Origin of the sequence: Bradyrhizobium sp. HKCCYLS20291, from assembly GCF_051167715.1 — a bacterium.
Lineage (GTDB): Bacteria > Pseudomonadota > Alphaproteobacteria > Rhizobiales > Xanthobacteraceae > Bradyrhizobium.
This window is the reverse complement of record NZ_JBNPTO010000008.1, coordinates 307,906-326,776: the sequence shown is the minus strand read 5'-3', so window position 1 is coordinate 326,776 and position 18,871 is coordinate 307,906. Positions and strand designations below refer to the sequence as shown.

At 65.7% G+C, this 18,871-nt stretch carries 19 protein-coding genes and 1 pseudogene; 14 read left to right on the top strand and 6 right to left on the bottom strand.

Annotated features, from left to right (window positions below; all coding sequences use genetic code 11):
* The 4 genes and pseudogenes from ACQR07_RS20445 to ACQR07_RS20430 all read left to right on the top strand — a co-directional run.
* Positions 1-575 (top strand): annotated as a pseudogene (locus tag ACQR07_RS20445) (group II intron reverse transcriptase/maturase); the annotation flags it as partial.
* A gap of 409 nt (positions 576-984) precedes the next feature.
* Positions 985-1,533: a cytochrome b gene (locus ACQR07_RS20440; protein ID WP_434903968.1), complete on the top strand. Its 549-nt coding sequence runs from the start codon at positions 985-987 to the stop codon at positions 1,531-1,533.
* A gap of 56 nt (positions 1,534-1,589) precedes the next feature.
* Positions 1,590-2,354, top strand: a complete 765-nt coding sequence (locus ACQR07_RS20435) for a hypothetical protein (protein ID WP_434903967.1) — start codon at positions 1,590-1,592, stop codon at positions 2,352-2,354.
* Between the two features lie 139 nt (positions 2,355-2,493).
* A complete protein-coding gene (locus ACQR07_RS20430) occupies positions 2,494-4,929 on the top strand; it encodes a DUF2235 domain-containing protein (protein WP_434903966.1) in 2,436 nt (811 codons plus the stop codon).
* Positions 4,930-5,057: 128 nt separating this feature from the next.
* Here ACQR07_RS20430 and ACQR07_RS20425 read toward each other — a convergent pair whose 3' ends face one another.
* Positions 5,058-5,588, bottom strand: a complete 531-nt coding sequence (locus tag ACQR07_RS20425; protein ID WP_434903965.1) for a YcxB family protein — start codon at positions 5,586-5,588, stop codon at positions 5,058-5,060.
* 30 nt (positions 5,589-5,618) lie between these two features.
* Positions 5,619-6,929 carry an adenylosuccinate lyase gene (purB, locus tag ACQR07_RS20420; RefSeq protein WP_434903964.1) on the bottom strand — a complete coding sequence of 437 codons (1,311 nt, stop codon included), beginning with the start codon at positions 6,927-6,929 and terminating at the stop codon, positions 5,619-5,621.
* A gap of 267 nt (positions 6,930-7,196) precedes the next feature.
* On the opposite strand from purB, the gene ACQR07_RS20415 reads away from it, so the two are divergent.
* A complete protein-coding gene (locus ACQR07_RS20415; protein WP_434864866.1) occupies positions 7,197-7,370 on the top strand; it encodes a hypothetical protein in 174 nt (57 codons plus the stop codon).
* Complete coding sequence (locus ACQR07_RS20410) at positions 7,367-7,954, top strand: TetR family transcriptional regulator (RefSeq protein ID WP_434864865.1); 588 nt, start codon at positions 7,367-7,369, stop codon at positions 7,952-7,954. The genes ACQR07_RS20415 and ACQR07_RS20410 overlap by 4 nt, the downstream gene beginning before the upstream one ends.
* A 180-nt stretch (positions 7,955-8,134) precedes the next feature.
* Here ACQR07_RS20410 and ACQR07_RS20405 read toward each other — a convergent pair whose 3' ends face one another.
* Both ACQR07_RS20405 and ACQR07_RS20400 read right to left on the bottom strand, forming a co-directional pair.
* Positions 8,135-8,782 (bottom strand): response regulator, encoded by a 648-nt coding sequence (locus ACQR07_RS20405; protein WP_434903963.1) that lies wholly within the window; start codon positions 8,780-8,782, stop codon positions 8,135-8,137.
* 4 nt (positions 8,783-8,786) lie between these two features.
* The gene (locus tag ACQR07_RS20400) at positions 8,787-10,142 is read right to left on the bottom strand and encodes a histidine kinase (RefSeq protein WP_434903962.1); all 1,356 of its coding nucleotides are present in this window, start codon (positions 10,140-10,142) and stop codon (positions 8,787-8,789) included.
* Positions 10,143-10,336: 194 nt separating this feature from the next.
* Here ACQR07_RS20400 and ACQR07_RS20395 point away from each other — a divergent pair, with 194 nt between their 5' ends.
* The 6 genes from ACQR07_RS20395 to ACQR07_RS20370 all read left to right on the top strand — a co-directional run bounded on the left by ACQR07_RS20395 (position 10,337) and on the right by ACQR07_RS20370 (position 14,960).
* The gene (locus ACQR07_RS20395) at positions 10,337-11,116 is read left to right on the top strand and encodes a MotA/TolQ/ExbB proton channel family protein (protein WP_434903961.1); all 780 of its coding nucleotides are present in this window, start codon (positions 10,337-10,339) and stop codon (positions 11,114-11,116) included.
* Positions 11,113-11,784 (top strand): hypothetical protein, encoded by a 672-nt coding sequence (locus ACQR07_RS20390; RefSeq protein ID WP_434903960.1) that lies wholly within the window; start codon positions 11,113-11,115, stop codon positions 11,782-11,784. The genes ACQR07_RS20395 and ACQR07_RS20390 overlap by 4 nt, the downstream gene beginning before the upstream one ends.
* Positions 11,781-12,389, top strand: coding sequence for a hypothetical protein (locus ACQR07_RS20385; protein ID WP_434903959.1), 609 nt, complete (start codon positions 11,781-11,783; stop codon positions 12,387-12,389). The genes ACQR07_RS20390 and ACQR07_RS20385 overlap by 4 nt, the downstream gene beginning before the upstream one ends.
* A 361-nt stretch (positions 12,390-12,750) precedes the next feature.
* Positions 12,751-13,689: a S1/P1 nuclease gene (locus ACQR07_RS20380; protein WP_434903958.1), complete on the top strand. Its 939-nt coding sequence runs from the start codon at positions 12,751-12,753 to the stop codon at positions 13,687-13,689.
* Positions 13,690-13,806: 117 nt separating this feature from the next.
* Positions 13,807-14,283, top strand: a complete 477-nt coding sequence (locus ACQR07_RS20375; RefSeq protein WP_434903957.1) for a hypothetical protein — start codon at positions 13,807-13,809, stop codon at positions 14,281-14,283.
* A gap of 227 nt (positions 14,284-14,510) precedes the next feature.
* Entirely contained in the window at positions 14,511-14,960 is a 450-nt protein-coding gene (locus tag ACQR07_RS20370; protein WP_434903956.1) for a hypothetical protein, read from the top strand.
* Between the two features lie 37 nt (positions 14,961-14,997).
* Here ACQR07_RS20370 and ACQR07_RS20365 read toward each other — a convergent pair whose 3' ends face one another.
* Positions 14,998-15,276 carry a hypothetical protein gene (locus ACQR07_RS20365; protein ID WP_434903955.1) on the bottom strand — a complete coding sequence of 93 codons (279 nt, stop codon included), beginning with the start codon at positions 15,274-15,276 and terminating at the stop codon, positions 14,998-15,000.
* Between the two features lie 10 nt (positions 15,277-15,286).
* Entirely contained in the window at positions 15,287-15,811 is a 525-nt protein-coding gene (locus ACQR07_RS20360; protein ID WP_434903954.1) for an HXXEE domain-containing protein, read from the bottom strand.
* Between the two features lie 705 nt (positions 15,812-16,516).
* On the opposite strand from ACQR07_RS20360, the gene ACQR07_RS20355 reads away from it, so the two are divergent.
* Both ACQR07_RS20355 and ACQR07_RS20350 read left to right on the top strand, forming a co-directional pair.
* Positions 16,517-17,257, top strand: coding sequence for a metallophosphoesterase family protein (locus tag ACQR07_RS20355; protein ID WP_434903953.1), 741 nt, complete (start codon positions 16,517-16,519; stop codon positions 17,255-17,257).
* Between the two features lie 3 nt (positions 17,258-17,260).
* Entirely contained in the window at positions 17,261-18,718 is a 1,458-nt protein-coding gene (locus tag ACQR07_RS20350) for a serine/threonine protein kinase (protein WP_434903952.1), read from the top strand.
* Positions 18,719-18,871 lie beyond the last annotated feature (153 nt).

The window sequence follows — 18,871 nt, the reverse complement described above, 5'->3', positions numbered from 1 at the left end:
TGCGCGGGCGGTTGGAGGAGTTCGCGCTGTCATTGCATCCTGAGAAGACCCGGTTGGTCGAGTTCGGGCGCTACGCGGCGAGTAACCGCAAGCGTCGGGGCATCGGCAAGCCGGAGACCTTCACGTTCCTGGGCTTCATCTTCATCTGCGGCACGTCGCGTCGGGGCAAGTTCCTGGTCAAACGGAAGACCCGAGGCAGTCGCATGCGGAGCAAGCTGCAAGCCATCAAGCAGGGACTGAGACGGCGCATGCACCAGTCGATCCCCGCACAGGGAAAGTGGTTGCAACAGGTGGTCCGCGGCTACTTCAACTATCACGCCGTGCCGACCAACCGGCGCAGCATCGCGGCCTTCCGGGATGAGATCGTTCGGGGATGGCGACAGGCTCTACGCCGTCGCAGCCAGAAGGATGATCTCTCCTGGAACCGCATCAAGGCGATTGCCGAAACCTGGCTCCCGAAAGCCGAAATCCTCCATCCTTGGCCCAGACAGCGCTTCGCCGTCATCCACCCGAGGTGGGAGCCGTATGCGGGAAAGCCGCACGTACGGTTCTGTGCGGGGGGCGCTCAGCAATGAGCGTCCCTACCGCGACCGCAGCCGTGCTCCTTCCGCGATCGAGATCGCGGTGGCGCCGCCCACCATCTGTCCACGCGCTCCGCCGCACGACGGTGGGCACGCTGCCGCCTGACGGCGGCCGCTTTGCCCACCCTACGGCAAACTCGCGGAACTCTCCTCCGTCATTGCGAGCGCAGCGAAGCAATCCAGGACCGAGCAAGGACTCAGGATTGCTTCGCTGCGCTCGCAATGACGAGGTGAGAGCATTCTTACGCGAGCCGCGCAGGGATGCGAGGCGGTCGCGACATCCCCGAGGCGCGGCTGTGTCCTAATTAGTTTCGAACGATTCCATTTTTGCATCGCATCGAAGCGCCATAAAAGAGTTCCATGCATCTCGGAAGCAGAAGAGATCGCAGTTGGGAATTCAGTCATGATCAGAAACACGGCATCGAGCTGGGGTGGCGTCGCGCGCGCTCTGCATTGGGTGATCGGCCCGACCATCCTGGTGATGATCGCCTTCGGCTGGTGGATGAACCACATCCCGGCGCGACCGGATCGCTTCTTCTATCGCTCTATCCATGCCGACATCGGCTATGTCCTGCTGGTGCTGTTGCTCGTACGCATGGCGTGGCGCCTGATCAATCCGACACCGGCGCTGCCGGCAGACACACCGCGTTGGCTCGCGACCATCGCGCGCGCCAATCAATGGGGTCTCGATCTCGTCACCCTGGTCGTGATCATGCTGGGCTGGGCACATTCGGGCGCGCACACGCCGGACTATTCCAGCTGGTTCGGGTTCTTCCACGTGCCTCAGTTCACCTCGCCCGACAAGGAGACGGCGCGCGCCTGGGAGGACCGCCACATCTTCTTTGCCTATGTGCTGCTGGCGCTTGCGGTTCTGCACATCGGCGCAGCCGTCTGGCATCACCGCGTCAAGCGCGACGACGTCGCGCTGCGGATGGTACGCGGCGCGGGCTAGCGTTGGCGCGGGGACAGGGTAGGATGCGGGCCAGGATTGCCTGCGCGAGGACTGCCATGACCCGACGAAGCCGGACCGGATGGATCGCATGCCTGGGGCTCGCCGCCGTCACGCTCGGCGGCGTGGGCGCCGAGGCCGCCGAGCGGACGATGTCCTGGGAGAGCGGCTGCCGTTTCACGGTGCGCTTCGATCCCGCCAAGCAGGACGAGACGCGGCTGCGCAACACTGTGCATCTCCTGTTCGGCCCGTCCGATTTCGACTCCCCTGGCACGCTGCCGGCGTTCGAGCCGAAGGCCGTCGCCGCGCTCGACCCCGACAAGATCGACCGCACCTGCAAGGCCGCGCTCGACGCCGCCGCGCGGCTGGAGTTCATCGCGCTGCCCGGCATCGACGACTACCGCCGCGCCAGGATGGCGGAGCTGAAGGACAGCTGCGATTTCGACCTGGCGCAGACCCGCGGCTTCAAGACGCCCTCGGCGCTGCGCGACTATCAGCCCGCCGCCGCCTGCGCGCGCTTCGTCGACGCCATCGAGGGCAAGACCGACCTGCAGCAGATGTTTCGCCAGACCGTCGACAAAGGCTGCGCCGATAATGCCAGCCCGAAGGCCTGCGTCGCCCGCTACGTGGCCGAATCGCAGAAGCCGGACGGCCAGGAGCGCATGCGCATCTACCTGGTCAATTTCGGCTGGACCAATTGCGCCATCAACTACAATCTCCGCAACACCGGTGAGAAGAAGATGGAGGCGATGCGGAGCGCGCTCGAGACCCAGTTCCGGAAGATGTTCAAGGTCAAGCAGGACAAATGCGAGGAGGCTGATTGAGTCAGCGTGCGCCCCGTCCGCAGCCGCGCTCTCGTTCCGTTCCCGTTCTATGCGGCGCACTCGTGCGCAGATTGCAGCTTGCTTTTCCTGCAATTGGCTCCCAAGCTGAGGCGCTTTGGCATTCTGGTCGGGGGGCCTCATGTCCAACACGGTTCCAAGGAACATCGTGCTGCTGTCGGACGGCACCGGCAACAGCGCCAAGGCATTGTTCAAAACCAACGTCTGGCGACTGTTCCAGCTGCTGGACCTGCGTGATCCGAGCCGGCAGATCGCGTTCTACGACGACGGTGTCGGCACCTCGTCCTTCAAGCTGTTCGCGGCGCTCGGCGGCATCTTCGGCTTCGGCCTGAAGCGCAACGTGATCGCCATCTACAGCTTCTGCTGCCGCAACTACCGGCCGGGCGATCGCATCTATTGCTTCGGCTTCAGCCGTGGCGCGTTCACGATCCGCATCGTGGCGGCGATGATCGCGGGGCAGGGGCTCGTCGCCTACCACAACAACGAAGCCGATCTCGCGCGCTTCGCTGCGGACGCGTATCGCCGCTACCGCCGGCGCTACAACAGCGGCATCCTGCGCTATCTCGGCAAGGTCGGCGTGGACCTGCGCGGCATCCGGGACTGGGGAATCAGGACGCTGCGCCGCCTGACGGGCGTCGCCGCCGAGGCGCCGCCCGCGGTCGCGGTCGAGAGCGTGCACTTCGTCGGCATCTGGGACACGGTCGACGCCTATGGCGGGCCGATCGAGGAGATGACGCGCGCCATCGACTATTGGATCTGGCCGCTGTCGATGCCGGACCAGTTCATGAGCTCGAAGATCCACCGCGCCTGCCACGCGCTCGCGATCGAGGAGGAGCGCGACGCCTTCCGCCCGGTGATCTGGGACGAGCGCTATGTGCGGGGACGTGACGCCCACGTGCCAGGCCGTCCGGACAAGACCGACTGGCTGTTCGACATCAACCATGATCCGCGCAGCGAGGCCGCGAAGCTGGCCGAGCCGGCACCGCATCTGCGCACCGACCTGCCGCCGCGCGACCGCGAGCGCATCAGCCAGGTGTGGTTCACCGGCGTGCATTCCGACGTCGGCGGCGGCTATCCGCAGGACGGCCTCGCCTATGTCACGCTCGACTGGATGCTCGACCGCGCCCAGGCCTACGGCCTCGTCTATCTCGAGGAGCGGCGGCGGCTGTTGTACGATCCCGAGATCGATCCGCTCGACAAGCTCAATGACTCCCGCAAGGGGATCGCGGCCTATTATCGCTACAAGCCGCGCAATCTGCGCGAGATCTACGACGCGCCGCCGTACCGACTGTCGTTGCGCTACGATCTCCGTCGCATCAAATGGCTGCTGCGTTCGCCGTTCAAGCCGCAGACCGAGCTTCTGGCTGCCGACCTGCATCCGAGCCTGCCACAGCCGCCGCTGCTGCCGGTGAAGCCGACCATCCACCGCACCGTGTTCGAGCGCATCGCGGCCGGCCCCGATCGTTATGCCCCGGTGGTCGTGCCCGCGTCCTACCGGGTCACGGATGAGACCGATACGCCGGTCGATGCGCCACATCCGCTCGACAAGGGCCACGCGCGGACCCGGGTTCAGGACGACGTCTGGAACTGGGTGTGGCTGCGCCGCGTGGTCTATTTCGCGACGATGCTCGCGCTGCTGTTTGTCGTCGCGATCCCTTGCGCCGTCATCTATTGGCCGCGCTTCCTTTATGATCCACTGCATGTGGTCGGCGACCCCGTCATCAACGCGGCCGCCGCCTTCCTGCCGAAGCTCGTCGCGCCATGGCTCGTCGCATGGCGTGACTCGCCGGGTTTCATGTTGATCGGCGCGGCCGCGGCCCTCGGCCTGACGCTGTGGGGCACCTCGCTGCAGCAGACCATCCGCGATGCCGCGCGCATCGCCTGGAACGATCCATCGGCGCACAGGCCGGTGACCGGCTGGCGCGCGACGGTCTATGCGCTGCGTCGCCAAGGCTGGTACATCGCCGGGTTTTACGTCCTGAAATCGTGGATCTTCCCGACGGCGATCACGTTCTGGCTGTTCTGGTGGCTGGCGTTCGGCGCGGCCAACACGGCCGGCCTGTTCTGCAAGGCCACGCTGAGGCCGACCGAGGTCGAGTTCACCGAGATCGGCGCCTACCCTGGTGGCAGCATCCGGCCGGTGTTCGAGACGCGCCACCATTGCTATCCGACGGCACTCAGCGTGGCGCAGGACGAGACCTATCAGATCACGCTCGACGTCGGAGAGGCGTGGAGCGACGCCGACATCCCTGCCACCCCTGCCGGCTTCGGCTACGGGACCTGGGCGCAACTGCCGGGCGTGCCGTTCAAGCGGCTGATCTGGTCGAACTGGTTCGCGCCCATCGTGCGGGTGGGCAGCACGGGATTGGAGGAGCATCTCCTCGCATTCCAACCGGAATCACCCGGCAGCAGCCGCTGGACGGCCAGGTTCACCGCGCGCAGCGACGGGGAGGTGTTCGTCTACGTCAACGACACCTCCATCCTGTTTCCCCGGCTGTTGTATCAGTTCTATTTCAACAACAAGGGCAATGCGGCCGTCTCGATGAAGAAGCTGTGACAGCGCGCCCCGTCACGCCGCGCTGCCGAACACGCGCTTGAAGATCGTGTCGACGTGCTTGAGGTGATAGCCGAGTGCTCCGCCTGCGGCTCGCATACGCCTGTCTCGCCTGGGACGGCGGCGAATGTTCAGATCATTCCGGGCCAGCGCGGCAGGCGGCGCATCTTCTGCTCCAGCCTGCTTCTGAACGCTCGTATGATGTCGTCGGACATCTCCTGCTTGGTGACCGGCTGGCCGATCGACTTGCTGAGACAGAGCAGGAAGATCGCCTTGTTCTCCTTGAAGCCGCGGAAATCCGACCAGGCAAACCTTGACGTCATCCGCGGACCCCTGATCTCGATGCCGTCATCGTCCTCGCGCAGTTCCATCGCGCCATACAAAATGGGATTCTGTCGATAGAGCGATCCCGCGCGGATCGGGATCATGACAAATATCGTCAGCGCAGCGGCGGCCAGACCTGCGACGGCGCAGAACAACAGCCACAGCAGCGCTGCGACCGCCAGGGTCGTTCCTTGATATTTGTCGAACAGCTCCAGCAACTGCGTTACGGCAAAGACCGCAAAGAGCACCGTCCCGAAGACGATCGCTTGGCCATCGCCATTCTGCAGACGAGCCCCTTGGACCAGCGCTGCTTTGTCGAGTTGGTAGCGTAGTTGCATTTGTCAGAGATCCTGGCCGCCGGCGCCCCGTCACGCCGCGCTGCCGAACACGCGCTTGAAGATCGTGTCGACGTGCTTGAGGTGATAGCCGAGGTCGAACTGCTCGTCGATCTCGGCGTCGGTGAGATACTTCTTCACCTCGGCGTCGGCCTTGAGCAAGGTGCGGAAGTCGCCTTCGCCGCGCCACACCGGCATCGCGTTGCGCTGCACGAGCTTGTAGGAGTCCTCGCGGCTCGCGCCCTTCTGGGTCAGTGCGATCAGCAGGCGCTGCGAGTGGACGAGGCCGCCGAGCTTGTCGAGATTCTTCTCCATGTTGGCCGGATAGACCAGCAGCTTCTCGACCAGACCGGCGAGGCGCACCAGCGCGAAGTCGAGCGTCACCGTGGCATCCGGGCCGATCATGCGCTCGACCGAGGAGTGCGAGATGTCGCGCTCGTGCCAGAGCACGACGTTCTCCATCGCCGGCGTCACATAGGCCCGCACCATGCGGGCGAGGCCGGTGAGGTTCTCCGACAGCACCGGGTTGCGCTTGTGCGGCATCGCCGACGAGCCCTTCTGGCCTTCCGAGAAGAACTCCTCGGCCTCCAGCACTTCCGTGCGTTGCAGATGGCGCACCTCGGTGGCGAAGCGCTCGACCGAGGAGGCGATCACGCCGAGGGTCGCAAAGAACATCGCGTGGCGGTCGCGCGGAATCACCTGCGTGGAGATCGGCTCCGGCGTCAGGCCCATCGCCTTGGCGACGTGCTCTTCGACGCGCGGATCGATCTGCGCGAAGGTGCCGACCGCGCCCGAGATCGCGCAGGTCGCGACCTCCTTGCGGGCGGCGACCAGGCGCTCGCGGGCGCGGGAGAACTCGGCGTAGGCGTAAGCGAGCTTGAGGCCGAAGGTAACCGGCTCGGCATGGATGCCGTGCGAGCGACCGATGGTGGGCGTCATCTTGTGCTCAAAGGCACGCTTCTTCAGCGCGGCGAGAACCTTGTCGAGATCGGCGAGCAGCAGGTCGGCGGCGCGCGTCAGCTGCACGTTGAGGCAGGTGTCCAGCACGTCCGATGACGTCATGCCCTGGTGCACGAAGCGCGCTTCGGGGCCGACGATCTCGGCGAGATGGGTGAGGAAGGCGATGACGTCGTGCTTGGTCTCGCGCTCGATCTCGTCGATGCGCGCGACGTCGAAGGTGGCGTCCTTGGCCTTGGCCCAGATCGTCTTGGCCGCGTCCTTCGGAATCGTGCCGAGCTCCGCCAGCGCGTCCGCCGCATGCGCCTCGATCTCGAACCAGATCTTGAACCGGGTCTGCGGCTCCCAGATCGAGGCCATTTCGGGACGGCTATAGCGGGGGATCATCGACGGCTCTCCAGGCGGGAGGGAAGGTGGGCGGGACGAGGCGTCCGCGCCGGCAGCATTTTACGCCGCGCTTTACCAGAGCGGCCGGGGGGACACAAACGGTGGCGTTCCCCGTCGGAAACGGCCCGCGAAGGTATCTAGATACTTTTATCAAAAATCGCGCTGACAGATATTGAAATCTGTCAGCGCGATGGTGTATGTATCCTTAAGCCAACTTACACTGTCTGACCTTGGGTTCAGCGGTTTCAACTGCGAAGGACCGCTTCGATGAAGATTGAAAAGCGATTGTTGCACTCACAATTTCAGGACTGGTTGAACGTCCAGGTCGCGCGTCACCTGGAGGCGCAAGCGGCCAAGTTCCGCGCGCCGGTCTCGGGCGAATTGGCCGAGACGATCCAGATCAAGGCGCATGCGACCGACTCCGATATGGTGCACGCATGAATGAGGCCGTGGTTCTGACATCCGAGCGCATCCTCGAAGTCACCGAGGACGTGTTGCGCCGTTACGGGCTCGCCAAAGCGACGGTCGTCGACGTCGCGAGAGCGCTCGATGTCAGCCACGGCTCCGTCTACCGTCACTTTCCGAGCAAGGCGTCGCTGCGCGAGGCCGTCGCCAAACGTTGGCTCGAGCGGGTCAGTGCGCCGCTGGCGCAGATTGCCGCCGAGCCGGGACCGGCGCCGGCCAGGCTGGAGCGCTGGCTGCGGGAGCTGTTCGACGCCAAGCACAAGCGGGTCTGCGAGGACCCCGAAATGTTCGCGACCTATCTGACCTTGGCGCGCGAGGCCTGCTCGGTGGTCAGGGCGCACAAGCAGGACCTGATCGCCCAGGTCGAAGGCATCATTGCCGAGGGCGTCGCGCAAGGCGCGTTCGATGTCACCGATCCCAAGGTTGCAGCCGCCGCCATCTTCGATGCGACCCGCAGCTTCCATCACCCCGCCCACGCCGACGAATGGGCCGACTGCACCTGCTCGACCCGCGTCGACGCCGTGCTGACGTTGTTGTTGCGCGGCCTGGCGGCGCGCTAGTCATCCCGCAACAAACGAAGCCTCGTAGGGTGGGCAAAGGCGCAAGGCACGATGTCGGTATTCGCCCGGGATCTCTCGCGCCGTGCCCACCATCGATCGGCACATTCCGCGGCGAGACGGTGGGCACGGCGCCACTGCGATCTCAAATGAGGAAACGGCACGGCAGCGCCTTTGCCCACCCTACAGATCCGTCAGCCCGCTGGTCACCGCCAGCCGCACCAGCTGCGCGTCCGTCTGCAATCCCGTCTTGGCCTTCACCAGATAATGATAGTTCTGCACCGTCTTGACGCTGAGATGCAGGTTGGCGGCGATCTGTTCGGTGGTCAGGCCGGAGGCGAGCTGGCGCAGGATTTCGATCTCGCGCTCGCCGAGCCGGTCGAGCACGGTTCGAACAGGATCGAGGCTGTCGGCGGCGAGCACGTGGGCGACGTCGTCGCTCAGCGCGCGCTCGCCTGACATCACCATTCTGATGGCGCGGACCAGCGCCGACGGCTCGCTGCTCTTGGTGACGAAGCCGCTGGCGCCGGCGGCGAATGCGGCCTTCACCAGCGGCGCCTCGCCATGCATCGAGAACACCAGGATGCAGGCGCGGTTGTCGCGGGCGCGGATGTTGCGGATCGCCTCCAGCCCACTGGCGCCCTTCATCGAGATGTCGAGCACGACGACGTCGGGCGTGTGCGCCTTGAAGGCGGCGTAGGCGGCCGCGGCGCTGTCGGCCTCGGCGATGACGCGAAAGCCGTCCTGGCTCTCCAGCACGCGGCGATAGCCCTGGCGGACGACCGGGTGATCGTCGACCAGCAGAATCGAGATGCCTTTCGGCTCCGCCATGGTCTCAAGCCGCCAGCGGAATCGTGGCTGATACGCTGAGCCCGCGCGCCGCCGGGCCGATCGACAACGAGCCACCGACGGCCGCGATGCGCTCGCGGATGCCGGTGAGGCCGAAGCCGGCCGATTGTGCAAGCTGGGCCGCGTCGCCGCCGCCGTCATCCTCGACCGAGATCAGGAGCGCGCTCTCAGCACCCGAGCGGCGCTCGACGCGCAGCGACACCTCGCTCGCATCGCCATGGCGCAGCGCGTTGGTCAGGCATTCCTGCGCCATGCGATAGGCCGTCACCGCGACCGGACCCTGGATGTCGGCGAGGTCGCCGCGCAGGTCGAGCCGGATCGCCGGCCGCGCGGCGTGCTGATAGTTCTGAGTCAGCGCCACGAGGCCTGCTTCCAGCCCGAGCTCCTCGGCGAGCGGACGGCGCAGCCGGCTCAAGGTCCCGCGCAGGCAGGCCATCAGATGCGTGACGGATTGCGTGATCATGCGCGCATCCTGCGCGACCTGGTCTTTACGGCCCTGGGCGCTTTCAATGGTCGATGCGAAGGCCAGGATCGCGGTCAGGTTCTGCCCGAACTCGTCGTGCAGCTCGCGCGCCAGCGCGCGACGCTCCTCGTCGCGGATGTCGAGCAGGCGCTCGGTCAGCGCCGCGCGCTGTTCGTTGGCCTGGGAGAGCCGGTCGCCGAGTTCGCCGACGGCGCGGCCGATCATGGCGAGCTCCATCGAGCGGAAGCGCGGCAGCGCCGGGCGGTGCTCGCCTTCGGCCATCCGCTGCAACGCCTGGACGATGCTGCGCGCCGGCGCCAGCGCATGCGCGATCGCGAGCGACGCGAGCACGCCGATCGCGACCGCCATCGCCAGCGCCACGCCGAACGAGTCCTGGATGCGCTGCCAGGCGAGCTGGATGGCGGCATCGGGATCAGCGCTCGCCGACACGGTGCCGGCCGTCGTGGCGCGGGCGCTGATCGCTTGCGCGACCGCGGCGTGTTCGCCGAGCACGGCTTCAACGAGGCCTGAGAACCAGCGCGGCGGCGCGGTGCCGAGCCCCTTGCTCTGGCCGCACAGCGGCTTTTCGAAGGCGGCTTCCGGCTTGAACTGCACGCAGATGCCCGGTGCGATCAGCTTCATCGTCTCGGTCGTGCGCCAGTCGGGCACCGGCAGCAGGTGATCGCGCGTCCGGTTGCTGCGCAACAGCAGCTCGCGCCAATACAGCGCCTCGAGCGCCTGCGACACGCGATCGGCGGAGGCGGCCGTGGCGCGGTCGACGCTGCGATAGGCATCGACGGTGACCCAGACCGCGGCAGCGGCGAGACACAGCACCACGATCAGCGCAAGACGCGCAATCAGCGCAAGCACGAGGCGCATGCGATCCCTCCACGGCGTTCGCCGCAGCGTAACAACAGGCCCCTGATGCCGCCAAGCAAATGCACTGCAGCAAGCGCAATTTGGGAAAATTTCCCGAACGCTCCGAGGCAGATGTCTTTGGACGGCGTTCCGCTGCTCTGCTTAACTTGACCCTCAAAGCGCCGCACACAAGCGGGCGCATCGGGGAGACATGCATGAGCGTGGTCAGCAGTGCCGAAACCGTGGAACCTGCGCGCGACAGCGCCGAGCGCGGCCCGCTGCTGCTCTGGATGATCTTCACCGGGCTCACCGTGTTCGCCGCCGTGGTGCTGGCGCGCTACGGCTATTTCCACCTGATGGTCGCCTCCGACCGCACCTACATTTCCAGCGTCGTCACCGTGCTCTACGTCGTCACCTGCTGCCACTGCTTCTGGCGCACCAGGGCGATCGCGCGCGAGGCCGATGCGGCGAGGGGCTGCCGCGCTGTCCTTATCGGGCCCGACGCCGAGCGCGCGCTGGAGCCGGAGGCGCAACTGCTGCCGAAGGGGCTGGTCACCAACCATATCAGGAGCCTCGTCACCAAGGCGAGGACGCAAGGGGCAGGGCGGCTCGACCAGACGCTGCTGCTGCGCACGCTCGCCGATCGCCTGCGCGGCTCGAACGGCTTTGGCGGCTTTGCCTCCGACACCTTGATGAAGCTCGGCCTGCTCGGCACCATCATCGGCTTCATCATCATGCTGGCGCCGATCGCCGGCCTCGACGTCAACGACAAGCTCGCCATGAAATCCTCGATGGGGCTGATGAGCGACGGCATGGCGGTGGCGATGTACACGACGCTCGCGGGCCTCGTCGGCTCGATCCTGGTGCGCATCCAGTACTACATGCTGGACGCGGCGACCGGCCGGGTGTTCTCCGACGCGGTCATGCTGACGGAAACGCGGGTGACGCCGCGGCTCGAGCGCGCGATGGAGCGCGCCGGGGAGTCGCGTGCATGATGGATGATTTCGGACTCTATCCGCGCGAGGAGCAGTTCGATCCGTTCAGCGTGATGCTGTTCAAGGCGCTGCAGATCGTCGCGTTCTTCTTCTTCATCGCGGTGCTCGCGATCTCCCCGGACGCCAAGGACGGCAAGGTCGACAGCAAGGCCGAATTCCTGATCACGATGGATTGGCCGGACAACCATCCCGATGATCTCGACCTGTTCGTGCAGGACCCCGTCGGCAACATCGCCTGGTACCGGCACCGCGAGGCCGGCTTCCTCACGCTCGACCGCGACGACCGCGGCGGCGCCAATGATTTCATCCTGGTCAACGGGCTGAAGATCCCGTCGCCGATCCGCGAGGAGATCGTGACGGTCAGGGGCATCGTCGCCGGCGAATACACCGTCAACATCTCGCATTTCCAGAACGTCAGCGGCACGCCGGTCGAGGCCACCGTGAAGGTGCAGAAGCTCAACCCGACGGCGCAGGTGATCTTCGACGACAAGGTCGTGCTCGACCATTCCGGCGACGAGAAGACCGCGCTGCGCTTCAAGCTCGATGCGGCCGGCAAGGTGATCGACGTGCAGCGCCGGCCGAAATCGCTGCTGGAGACGTTCCGCAGCAACTGGCGCAACGGCGCCGATCTCGATCCCAGCACCGGCGTGAGGATGATCAAGCGATGATGAGCAGTCTTCAGACCGTCATCGTCACGCTCTCCGTCTGCTATGCGCTGATCGGCGCGCTGCTGCTCTTGGTGCTGGTCTATGCGCGGCTGCCGTGGCCGGTGAAGGCGGTGGCGGTGGTCATCACCAGCGCGTTCTATATCGGCAGCTTCGTCGGCGCGCGCGGCCTGCTCGGCTGGGCCAGCTTCGACCGGCTGCCGAAGAGCTTCAAGGTGCTGCAGGTCCGAATCGTCGACCCGCACAGCCTCGCCGGCGATCCCGGCGCGGTCTATCTGTGGGTCGAGGCGCTCGACGACGACAACCGCCCGAGCGGCGTGCCGCGCGCCTATCGCATTCCCTTCAGCGACACGCTGGCCGAGAAAGCCCAGCACGCCGCCGACCAGATCGCCGCCGGCCATCCGCAGGGCGGCCGCGCCGCCGATTTCGGCACCGGCGACGGCGGCGTCATCGACGCCGCGCGCGAATACATTTTGCCCAAGACCATCATCGAGACCGCCGGCGGCGATCCCTCGACCGGCGAGTTCAAGGCGGCGAAAAACGCCGGCGACGGCGTCTCCTTCACGCCCCTGCTGCCGCCGCGCATGCCGCCGAAGGACGAGCAGTGAGGGGGTCACGGAGCCTCAGCTCGTATTTTTGCAGCGGATGTCTCATCATCGTCATTGCGAGGAGCGCAAGCGACGAAGCAATCCAGAGCCGCGCGCGACGCCCTGGATTGCTTCGCTGCGCTCGCAATGACGGTGGAGGGAGCGTCGCCCCCCAGCCTGATCACGCGCTCGCTGAAGAGGGCCGAGCTCGCCGTCAGTTAGCTGCCCCGCGCGCACGCCATTCCGTGTGACGCCAGCATGACGACGGCGCGAATGGGCCGGTCCGGTGTGGCATGGTCAAATTGCCAAGTTTTCCTGTTCACGTTAGGCTCGCGATCATTTTTGATCCCATGCTTTTCATGTGGGCCGAGGGAGCATTGCGATGCGCAGGCTGACGATTGCTTTGACCGTTGCCGTGGTGTGGCCGGCAGGACAGGCGCTCGCCTGGTGGGACGAAGGCCACATGCAGATTGCCTATGTGGCCTACAAGAAGCTGAGCCCCGCCGCGCGGGACAGGGCCGATGCGCTGCTCAAGCTCAATCCCGACTACGCCAGCTGGATCGCCGGCGCGCCGCAGGGCCAGGAGAAGCTCTACGCCTTCGTGCATGCCGCGACCTGGCCCGATGACATCAAGATGAAGACGGACTATTACGACGATCAGGTGACGGACTCGACCGCCAAGCAGCTCGTGCCCTACGGCCATCTCAAGCACACCCATTGGCACTACAAGGATGCGCTGATCGCGGCCGACGACACGCCGCTGCCGCGCCCGGATCCGGTCGACGCGGTGTCGCAGCTCAAGCTGATGATCGCAAAGCTGCCGGCGAGCACCGACGCCTCGGAGCCGCTGCGCTCCTACAGCCTGAGTTGGGCGATCCACCTGGTCGGCGATCTGCACCAGCCGCTGCACGCCATCGCGCGCTATTCGGCCGCGCTGCCCGACAAGGGCGGAGACCGCGGCGGCAACGAGCTGCAGGTCGTCGCCGCCAATGGCGAGACGCAGAATCTGCACGCCTATTGGGACGGCATCTTCGGCGGCTATTCGACCGTGTTCGGCGCGATCTTCGATGCCGATCAGCGCGGCGGCCTGTCCTCGGTCACAGCCGACGCCGGCAAGGCGCAGATCATCGATCCCGCGACCTGGGCGCAGGAGAGTTTTGACCTCGCCAAGTCCGTCGCCTACGCCGCGCCCGTTCGCACCGACAAGCAGCCGGTCGAACTCACGCGCGAATACGAGACCAACGCCCGCGACCTCGCCCGTAAGCAGGCCGCACTCGCCGCCGCGCGGCTCGCCAACCTGCTCGAGGCGGTGTTGCGATAGAGCTGCACGTGTCGCCCGGATGCGCGCCGCGACATCCGGGTTCACCGCAGCCTCCGTTGAGATCCCGGATATCGCTGTGCTCGTCCGGGCTACGACGCTGGAGACTTGGGAGCCACAATGGCGAAGAAAATCGTTCTGGCCATCATCGTCCTCATGCTCGTTCCTATCGCGTTCGTCGGCGTCGTTCTTTTGTGGCCTTTTGACCTTGTCGCACTCCCGAAGTGCCCGTTGCCCGCCGGCGTGTCGGCGTTTCGACGATTTGATGATGTGCCTCCGCAATTGGTCCACGCTCTGACGCAACGCGTCGGCGAGATCGTGCCTGTTGGTGCAAGGTTCGACGCCACCGATGTGGTCTTCATCGGACCGGGCAAGTTTCGCCGCTTGATCTTCATCTGGAGCCGGAACAACAGATGGGTGGTCGCGACCGAACACGGCGGTTTTGCTTACAACGATCCAGTCTTCGCCTTCCAGATCGAAGGGAATGGGCGGGAAGCGGTCTTTCTGCGAGAAGAGATCGCGTGGCCGGCCTCGATTTGCTCGACCGCATCAGGCCTTCTTGACGTTGTTCGATCACCAGACAGTTCAGAAGACTGACAGCGTTGACGCATAGAGCGTCGATGCGGGAGCACGTGTAGCCCGGATGAGTGCTGCGATATCGGGGTTCACCTGCGCAGTTGGTGAGACTCCGGATGCCGCTGCGCTCATCTGGGCCACGCAGTTGCGCCGCAGCGCTTGGGGTCAAAAGCAGGCCATCGCCGGACCAACGGATGAACCCGGCGTGCCGCTACGGCAACTCATGGCTGAGGCCGCGAACGTGCGCCTTGCGCGAGCAGGCCGGCGGTATTGGCGGCCTCCGAGGCGACAGCGGGACCGATCTCATGCCATACATCATCGTGCTGATTGCCGTGATCGGCATCGTGGGTCTGCAGCTGATCGGTGCGATCCCGATGGACGCCGTCGGCGGCGGCCTGGTGATCGCCGCGGCCACGTTCGTCGCGGTTCTGGCCATTGCCGTCCACGAGGCCTGGACGAAGAAACGCGGTGTGCTCGGCTGGATCGTGAACATCGTCGTGTCGCTGCTCGGCGCCTTCCTGGCCGCCCAGCTCGCTGGTCCGCTCGTGGCCCTTCCGCTCCTGAAGCTTGCAGGCGATGGCAGCAGCTCGCTGGCGGCCGCGGGAGGCGGCGTGATGTCTGCGGCGCTCGCCCTCATGATGATCGTCACGATCGCGGGGTCCTCGGGCGCACTGTGGCTCGTGAACCTGCGGCGATGAACTGGTCGAGCCAACCGTACCCCCGCTGATGCGGCTATCACTCGATCTCGACCGTCTCATTCTTGATATTGAGGCCCTGCCACAGTTCAAGCTCATCGGGGTCCTCGCAGGCAATGCAGAGGCAGACATCCTCGCGTCCACCATCTCTGCGGAGATATTCGATGCTGTGAATTGGTGCCGAGACGGATATTGAAGAGTTAAGCGGCACGCTCACGGTCATGCCGGTCTGAAGCGGCCCTTCAGTTATTGCGCCGGCCAGAACAAACAACCGGCGGCTTTCAATGGCGAAGCTGTCGTTAACCCAGAATTTGGACATGCAGGATGTTCTAGTTCAAGGCATCGTGCTTGTCTCCTGCCGCCTCTGAACGTCCACCAAACAGCGCCTGGCCAAGTCTGAAGAGCACAGGAACCGAGGCTGCGATGCCGAGCGCGACCAACGGTCCAACCCAGGTGAATGTCGCTCCGTCGATGTAGCCCTCGACGAGCGCCGCGCGCAGCAGCATCGAGGTCACCGGCAGGTTCAAGAGCAGCGCGGTCCCGGTCCCGGGGGCGTATCGGCCGAGGGCCACGGTTGCCAGCACGTGCGGAATCGCGACGTTCACCAGCATGGCCAATGCATAGCCGCACAACGCGTATGCCCCGAGACTTTGCTTGCCTTGCAAAGCTGCAAGAGAGACTGCACCTGCCGCCATGATCGTCAGGACGAAGAGCGCGAAGCGGAATGGTCGAGGTCCAACCGGAATATGCCATTTACCGGCGTCCCTCGACCACGCTGGAAGCCAGATCGCTTCCTCGGCGTTATGAACGGTGATCGCCGCGGCAAACATCCAGGCGAGGGCAATGAAGCTCATGCAGCGTCCGGCTTCCACGACCTGTCGTGCTCGAGCTTGATGCGCATCGGGGTGCGCCGTCTTGACATGTCTCAAAATCGGCGCGGGAACGTCCGGCCGCCAGATTAATCCCGCCGCATGAGACGTTCTGCCTTCTCAAAGCGAAATTTCTATTTCATTTTTTCAGAAATCGTGCTTATATCTCGCCATCCCGTTTCGATGCAGAGGGACGTAGCGCGCGATCGTCACGATACGTGGGGCGGGGATGCGATGGACGCTGGGCCGGCGTGAGACGAACGTCCGGCCTGCGGACGTGAAGTCGTGTGGTCCTGGCACCCCGAAGCTGGTGTCACGTCTGCGCTGGCGCTCACGCGCCGTGCAGGCAACGGTGGCCAAAAAGCCGGTGCACCGGGGAGAGCACGATATAGGCGTTAAAACCGTCGCGCGGGGAATGCCGGATGTTCGGCTGAACCTGTGGTGACTGCCGCCTGCTTTCTTTTCTGCAGGCGGGCCATGGGTGAGGCCTTCACCCGGCATTCCCCGCGCCCTCTCGCTTGTCGACAGGGCGTAACGGTCGCAAAGCTCGGGCGTGATCCGCCGCGAGAACGAGAGGTCGTGCCGCGCGCGAAGCGGCGCGGCAAAAACCCCTTGCTCCGGCGCGCCCGGTTTGATGTTGCTCAAAGGCCGTGCGACGCCCACTTGTACGGTGCAACCGGGAGGATGCGCGTGCTGCTGGCGATTTTCACCGATATCCATGCCAATCGGCAGGCCTTTGCGGCCTGTCTGGAGGCGGCGCGCGCGCGCGGCGCCGAGCGCCTCATTTGCCTGGGCGACATCGTCGGCTATGGCGCCGATCCGGAATGGTCGGTCGACACGGTCATGGAGATGGTCGGCAATGGCGGGCTCGCGGTGCGCGGCAACCACGACAACGCCGTGTCCACGGCGAGCGAGACCATGAACGCCGAGGCGCAGGCCGCGATGGAGTGGACGCGAGGCCGGCTCAGCGCCGAGCAGCGGCGCTTTCTTGCCGAGTTGCCGATGAGCGTCGGTGACGACGATCGCCTGTTCGTGCATTCGGAGGCGTCGAGCCCGCTGCGCTGGCGCTACGTGCAGTCGTCAGCCGATGCCGCGCGCAGCATGATCGCGACCGAGGCGGCCGTCACGTTCTGCGGCCACATCCACCGCCCGGCGCTGTACTCGATGTCCGCCACCGCCAAGATGACGAGCTTCACCCCCACCGCCAACATGCCGGTTCAGCTGCTGCGCGGCCGGCAATGGCTCGCCGTGGTCGGCTCGGTCGGCCAGCCGCGCGACGGCGATCCGGCCGCGTCCTTCGTCACCTTCGACACGAAGACGCGCGAGCTGACCTATTGCCGCGTGCCCTATGATATCGAGACGGCGGCGCAGCGCATCCGCGACAATGGCCTGCCGCCCTGGCTGGCGCAGCGGCTCTCGATGGGACGTTAGAGCATGCCAAGACCGAAGCTTCAGCCGGGCGCCGTGATCGACGGCTTCACGGTCGGCGAATGCCTGCATTCTGGCGGCATGGCGACGTTGTGGAGCGTCACGCGTCCCGACATCGACCGGCCCATCCTGATGAAGGTGCCGCGCGTCTCCGAAGGCGAGGACCCCGCGGCGATCGTCAGCTTCGAGATGGAGCAGATGATCCTGCCGAAGCTGTCGGGACCGCACGTGCCGGCATGCTTCGCGACCGGTGACTTTACCACCCAGGCCTATGTCGTGATCGAGCAGCTCCCGGGGGAGACGCTGTACAAGCGGCTGCCCGAGCTGCCTTTGTCCTATGAGGAGGCGAGGGGGCTGGTGGCGAAGATCGCGACCGCGCTGGCCGATCTGCACCGGCAGCACGTCATCCATCACGACATCAAGCCGTCGAGCATCATGTTCCGCTCGACCGGAGAGGCGGTGCTGATCGACTACGGCCTGTCGTGCCACAAGCATCTGCCGGATCTGCTGCAGGAGGAATTCCGCCTGCCTTACGGCACCGCGCCCTACATGGCGCCGGAGCGCATGATGGGCACGCGGAGTGATCCGCGCAGCGACATCTTTTCGCTCGGCGTGCTCCTGTATTTCTTCACCACGGGCGTGCGGCCGTTCGGCGAGACCGAGACCCTGCGCGGCATGCGCCGGCGTCTGTGGCGCGATCCGTATCCGCCGCGGCAGCTCAAGCCGGACTATCCGCCGTGGCTGCAGGAGATCGTGCTGCGCTGCCTGGAGATCGAGCCGGTGTGGCGCTATCCCACCGCGGCGCAGCTCGCCTTCGATCTCGGCAACCCCGACCAGGTCAAGCTGACGGCGCGCGCGGAGAAGCTGAAGCGCGATCCGATCACGACCGTGTGGCGGCGCCGTTTCAATCGCGGCCTGGTGCAGCCGGACACGAAGCCGTCCGACGTCGCGTTGCAGATCGCATCGAGCCCGATCGTGGCGGTCGCGATCGACACTTCGGAAGGCGGCGAGGATCTCAACGCCGCGCTGCGCGTCACCGCCGAGCGCATCCTGGCGACCTTGCCGTCGGCCCGGCTCGCCTGCGTCAACGTGCTCAAGCTCGGCCGCCTAACCATCGACCGCACGTTGGACGAGGAGGGCAACAACAAGCACATCGACCGCATGGTCGCGCTGAAGCACTGGGCGACGCCGCTCAAGCTCGATGCCAGCCGGTTGACGGTGCACGTGCTCGAAGCCATCGACCCGGCGGCGGCGCTCATCGAGTTCGCCGAGGTCAACCAGGTCGACCACATCATCATCGGCGCGAGACGCGACTCCGTGCTGCGGTCGCTGCTCGGCAGCGTCTCGGCGAAGGTGGCGGCGGAGGCTGGTTGCACCGTGACCGTCGTGCGCACGCGCGCCGCCGCGCGCGAGGCGGAAGATGAGGACGACGATGCGCCGGCGAAGGTGGTGTCGGGGGGATGATGGGATGGATGGCGGCGCGTGCTCATCCATTTTGCCGAGGAGTGAGTTGGGGGGCACATCAACTGAACGTCGGACCCGAGCTCCTGCAAAGAGGGCGGTGCGCTCCCTCTCCCCGTTCTTACGGGGAGAGGGTTGGGGTGAGGGGGCAGCCGC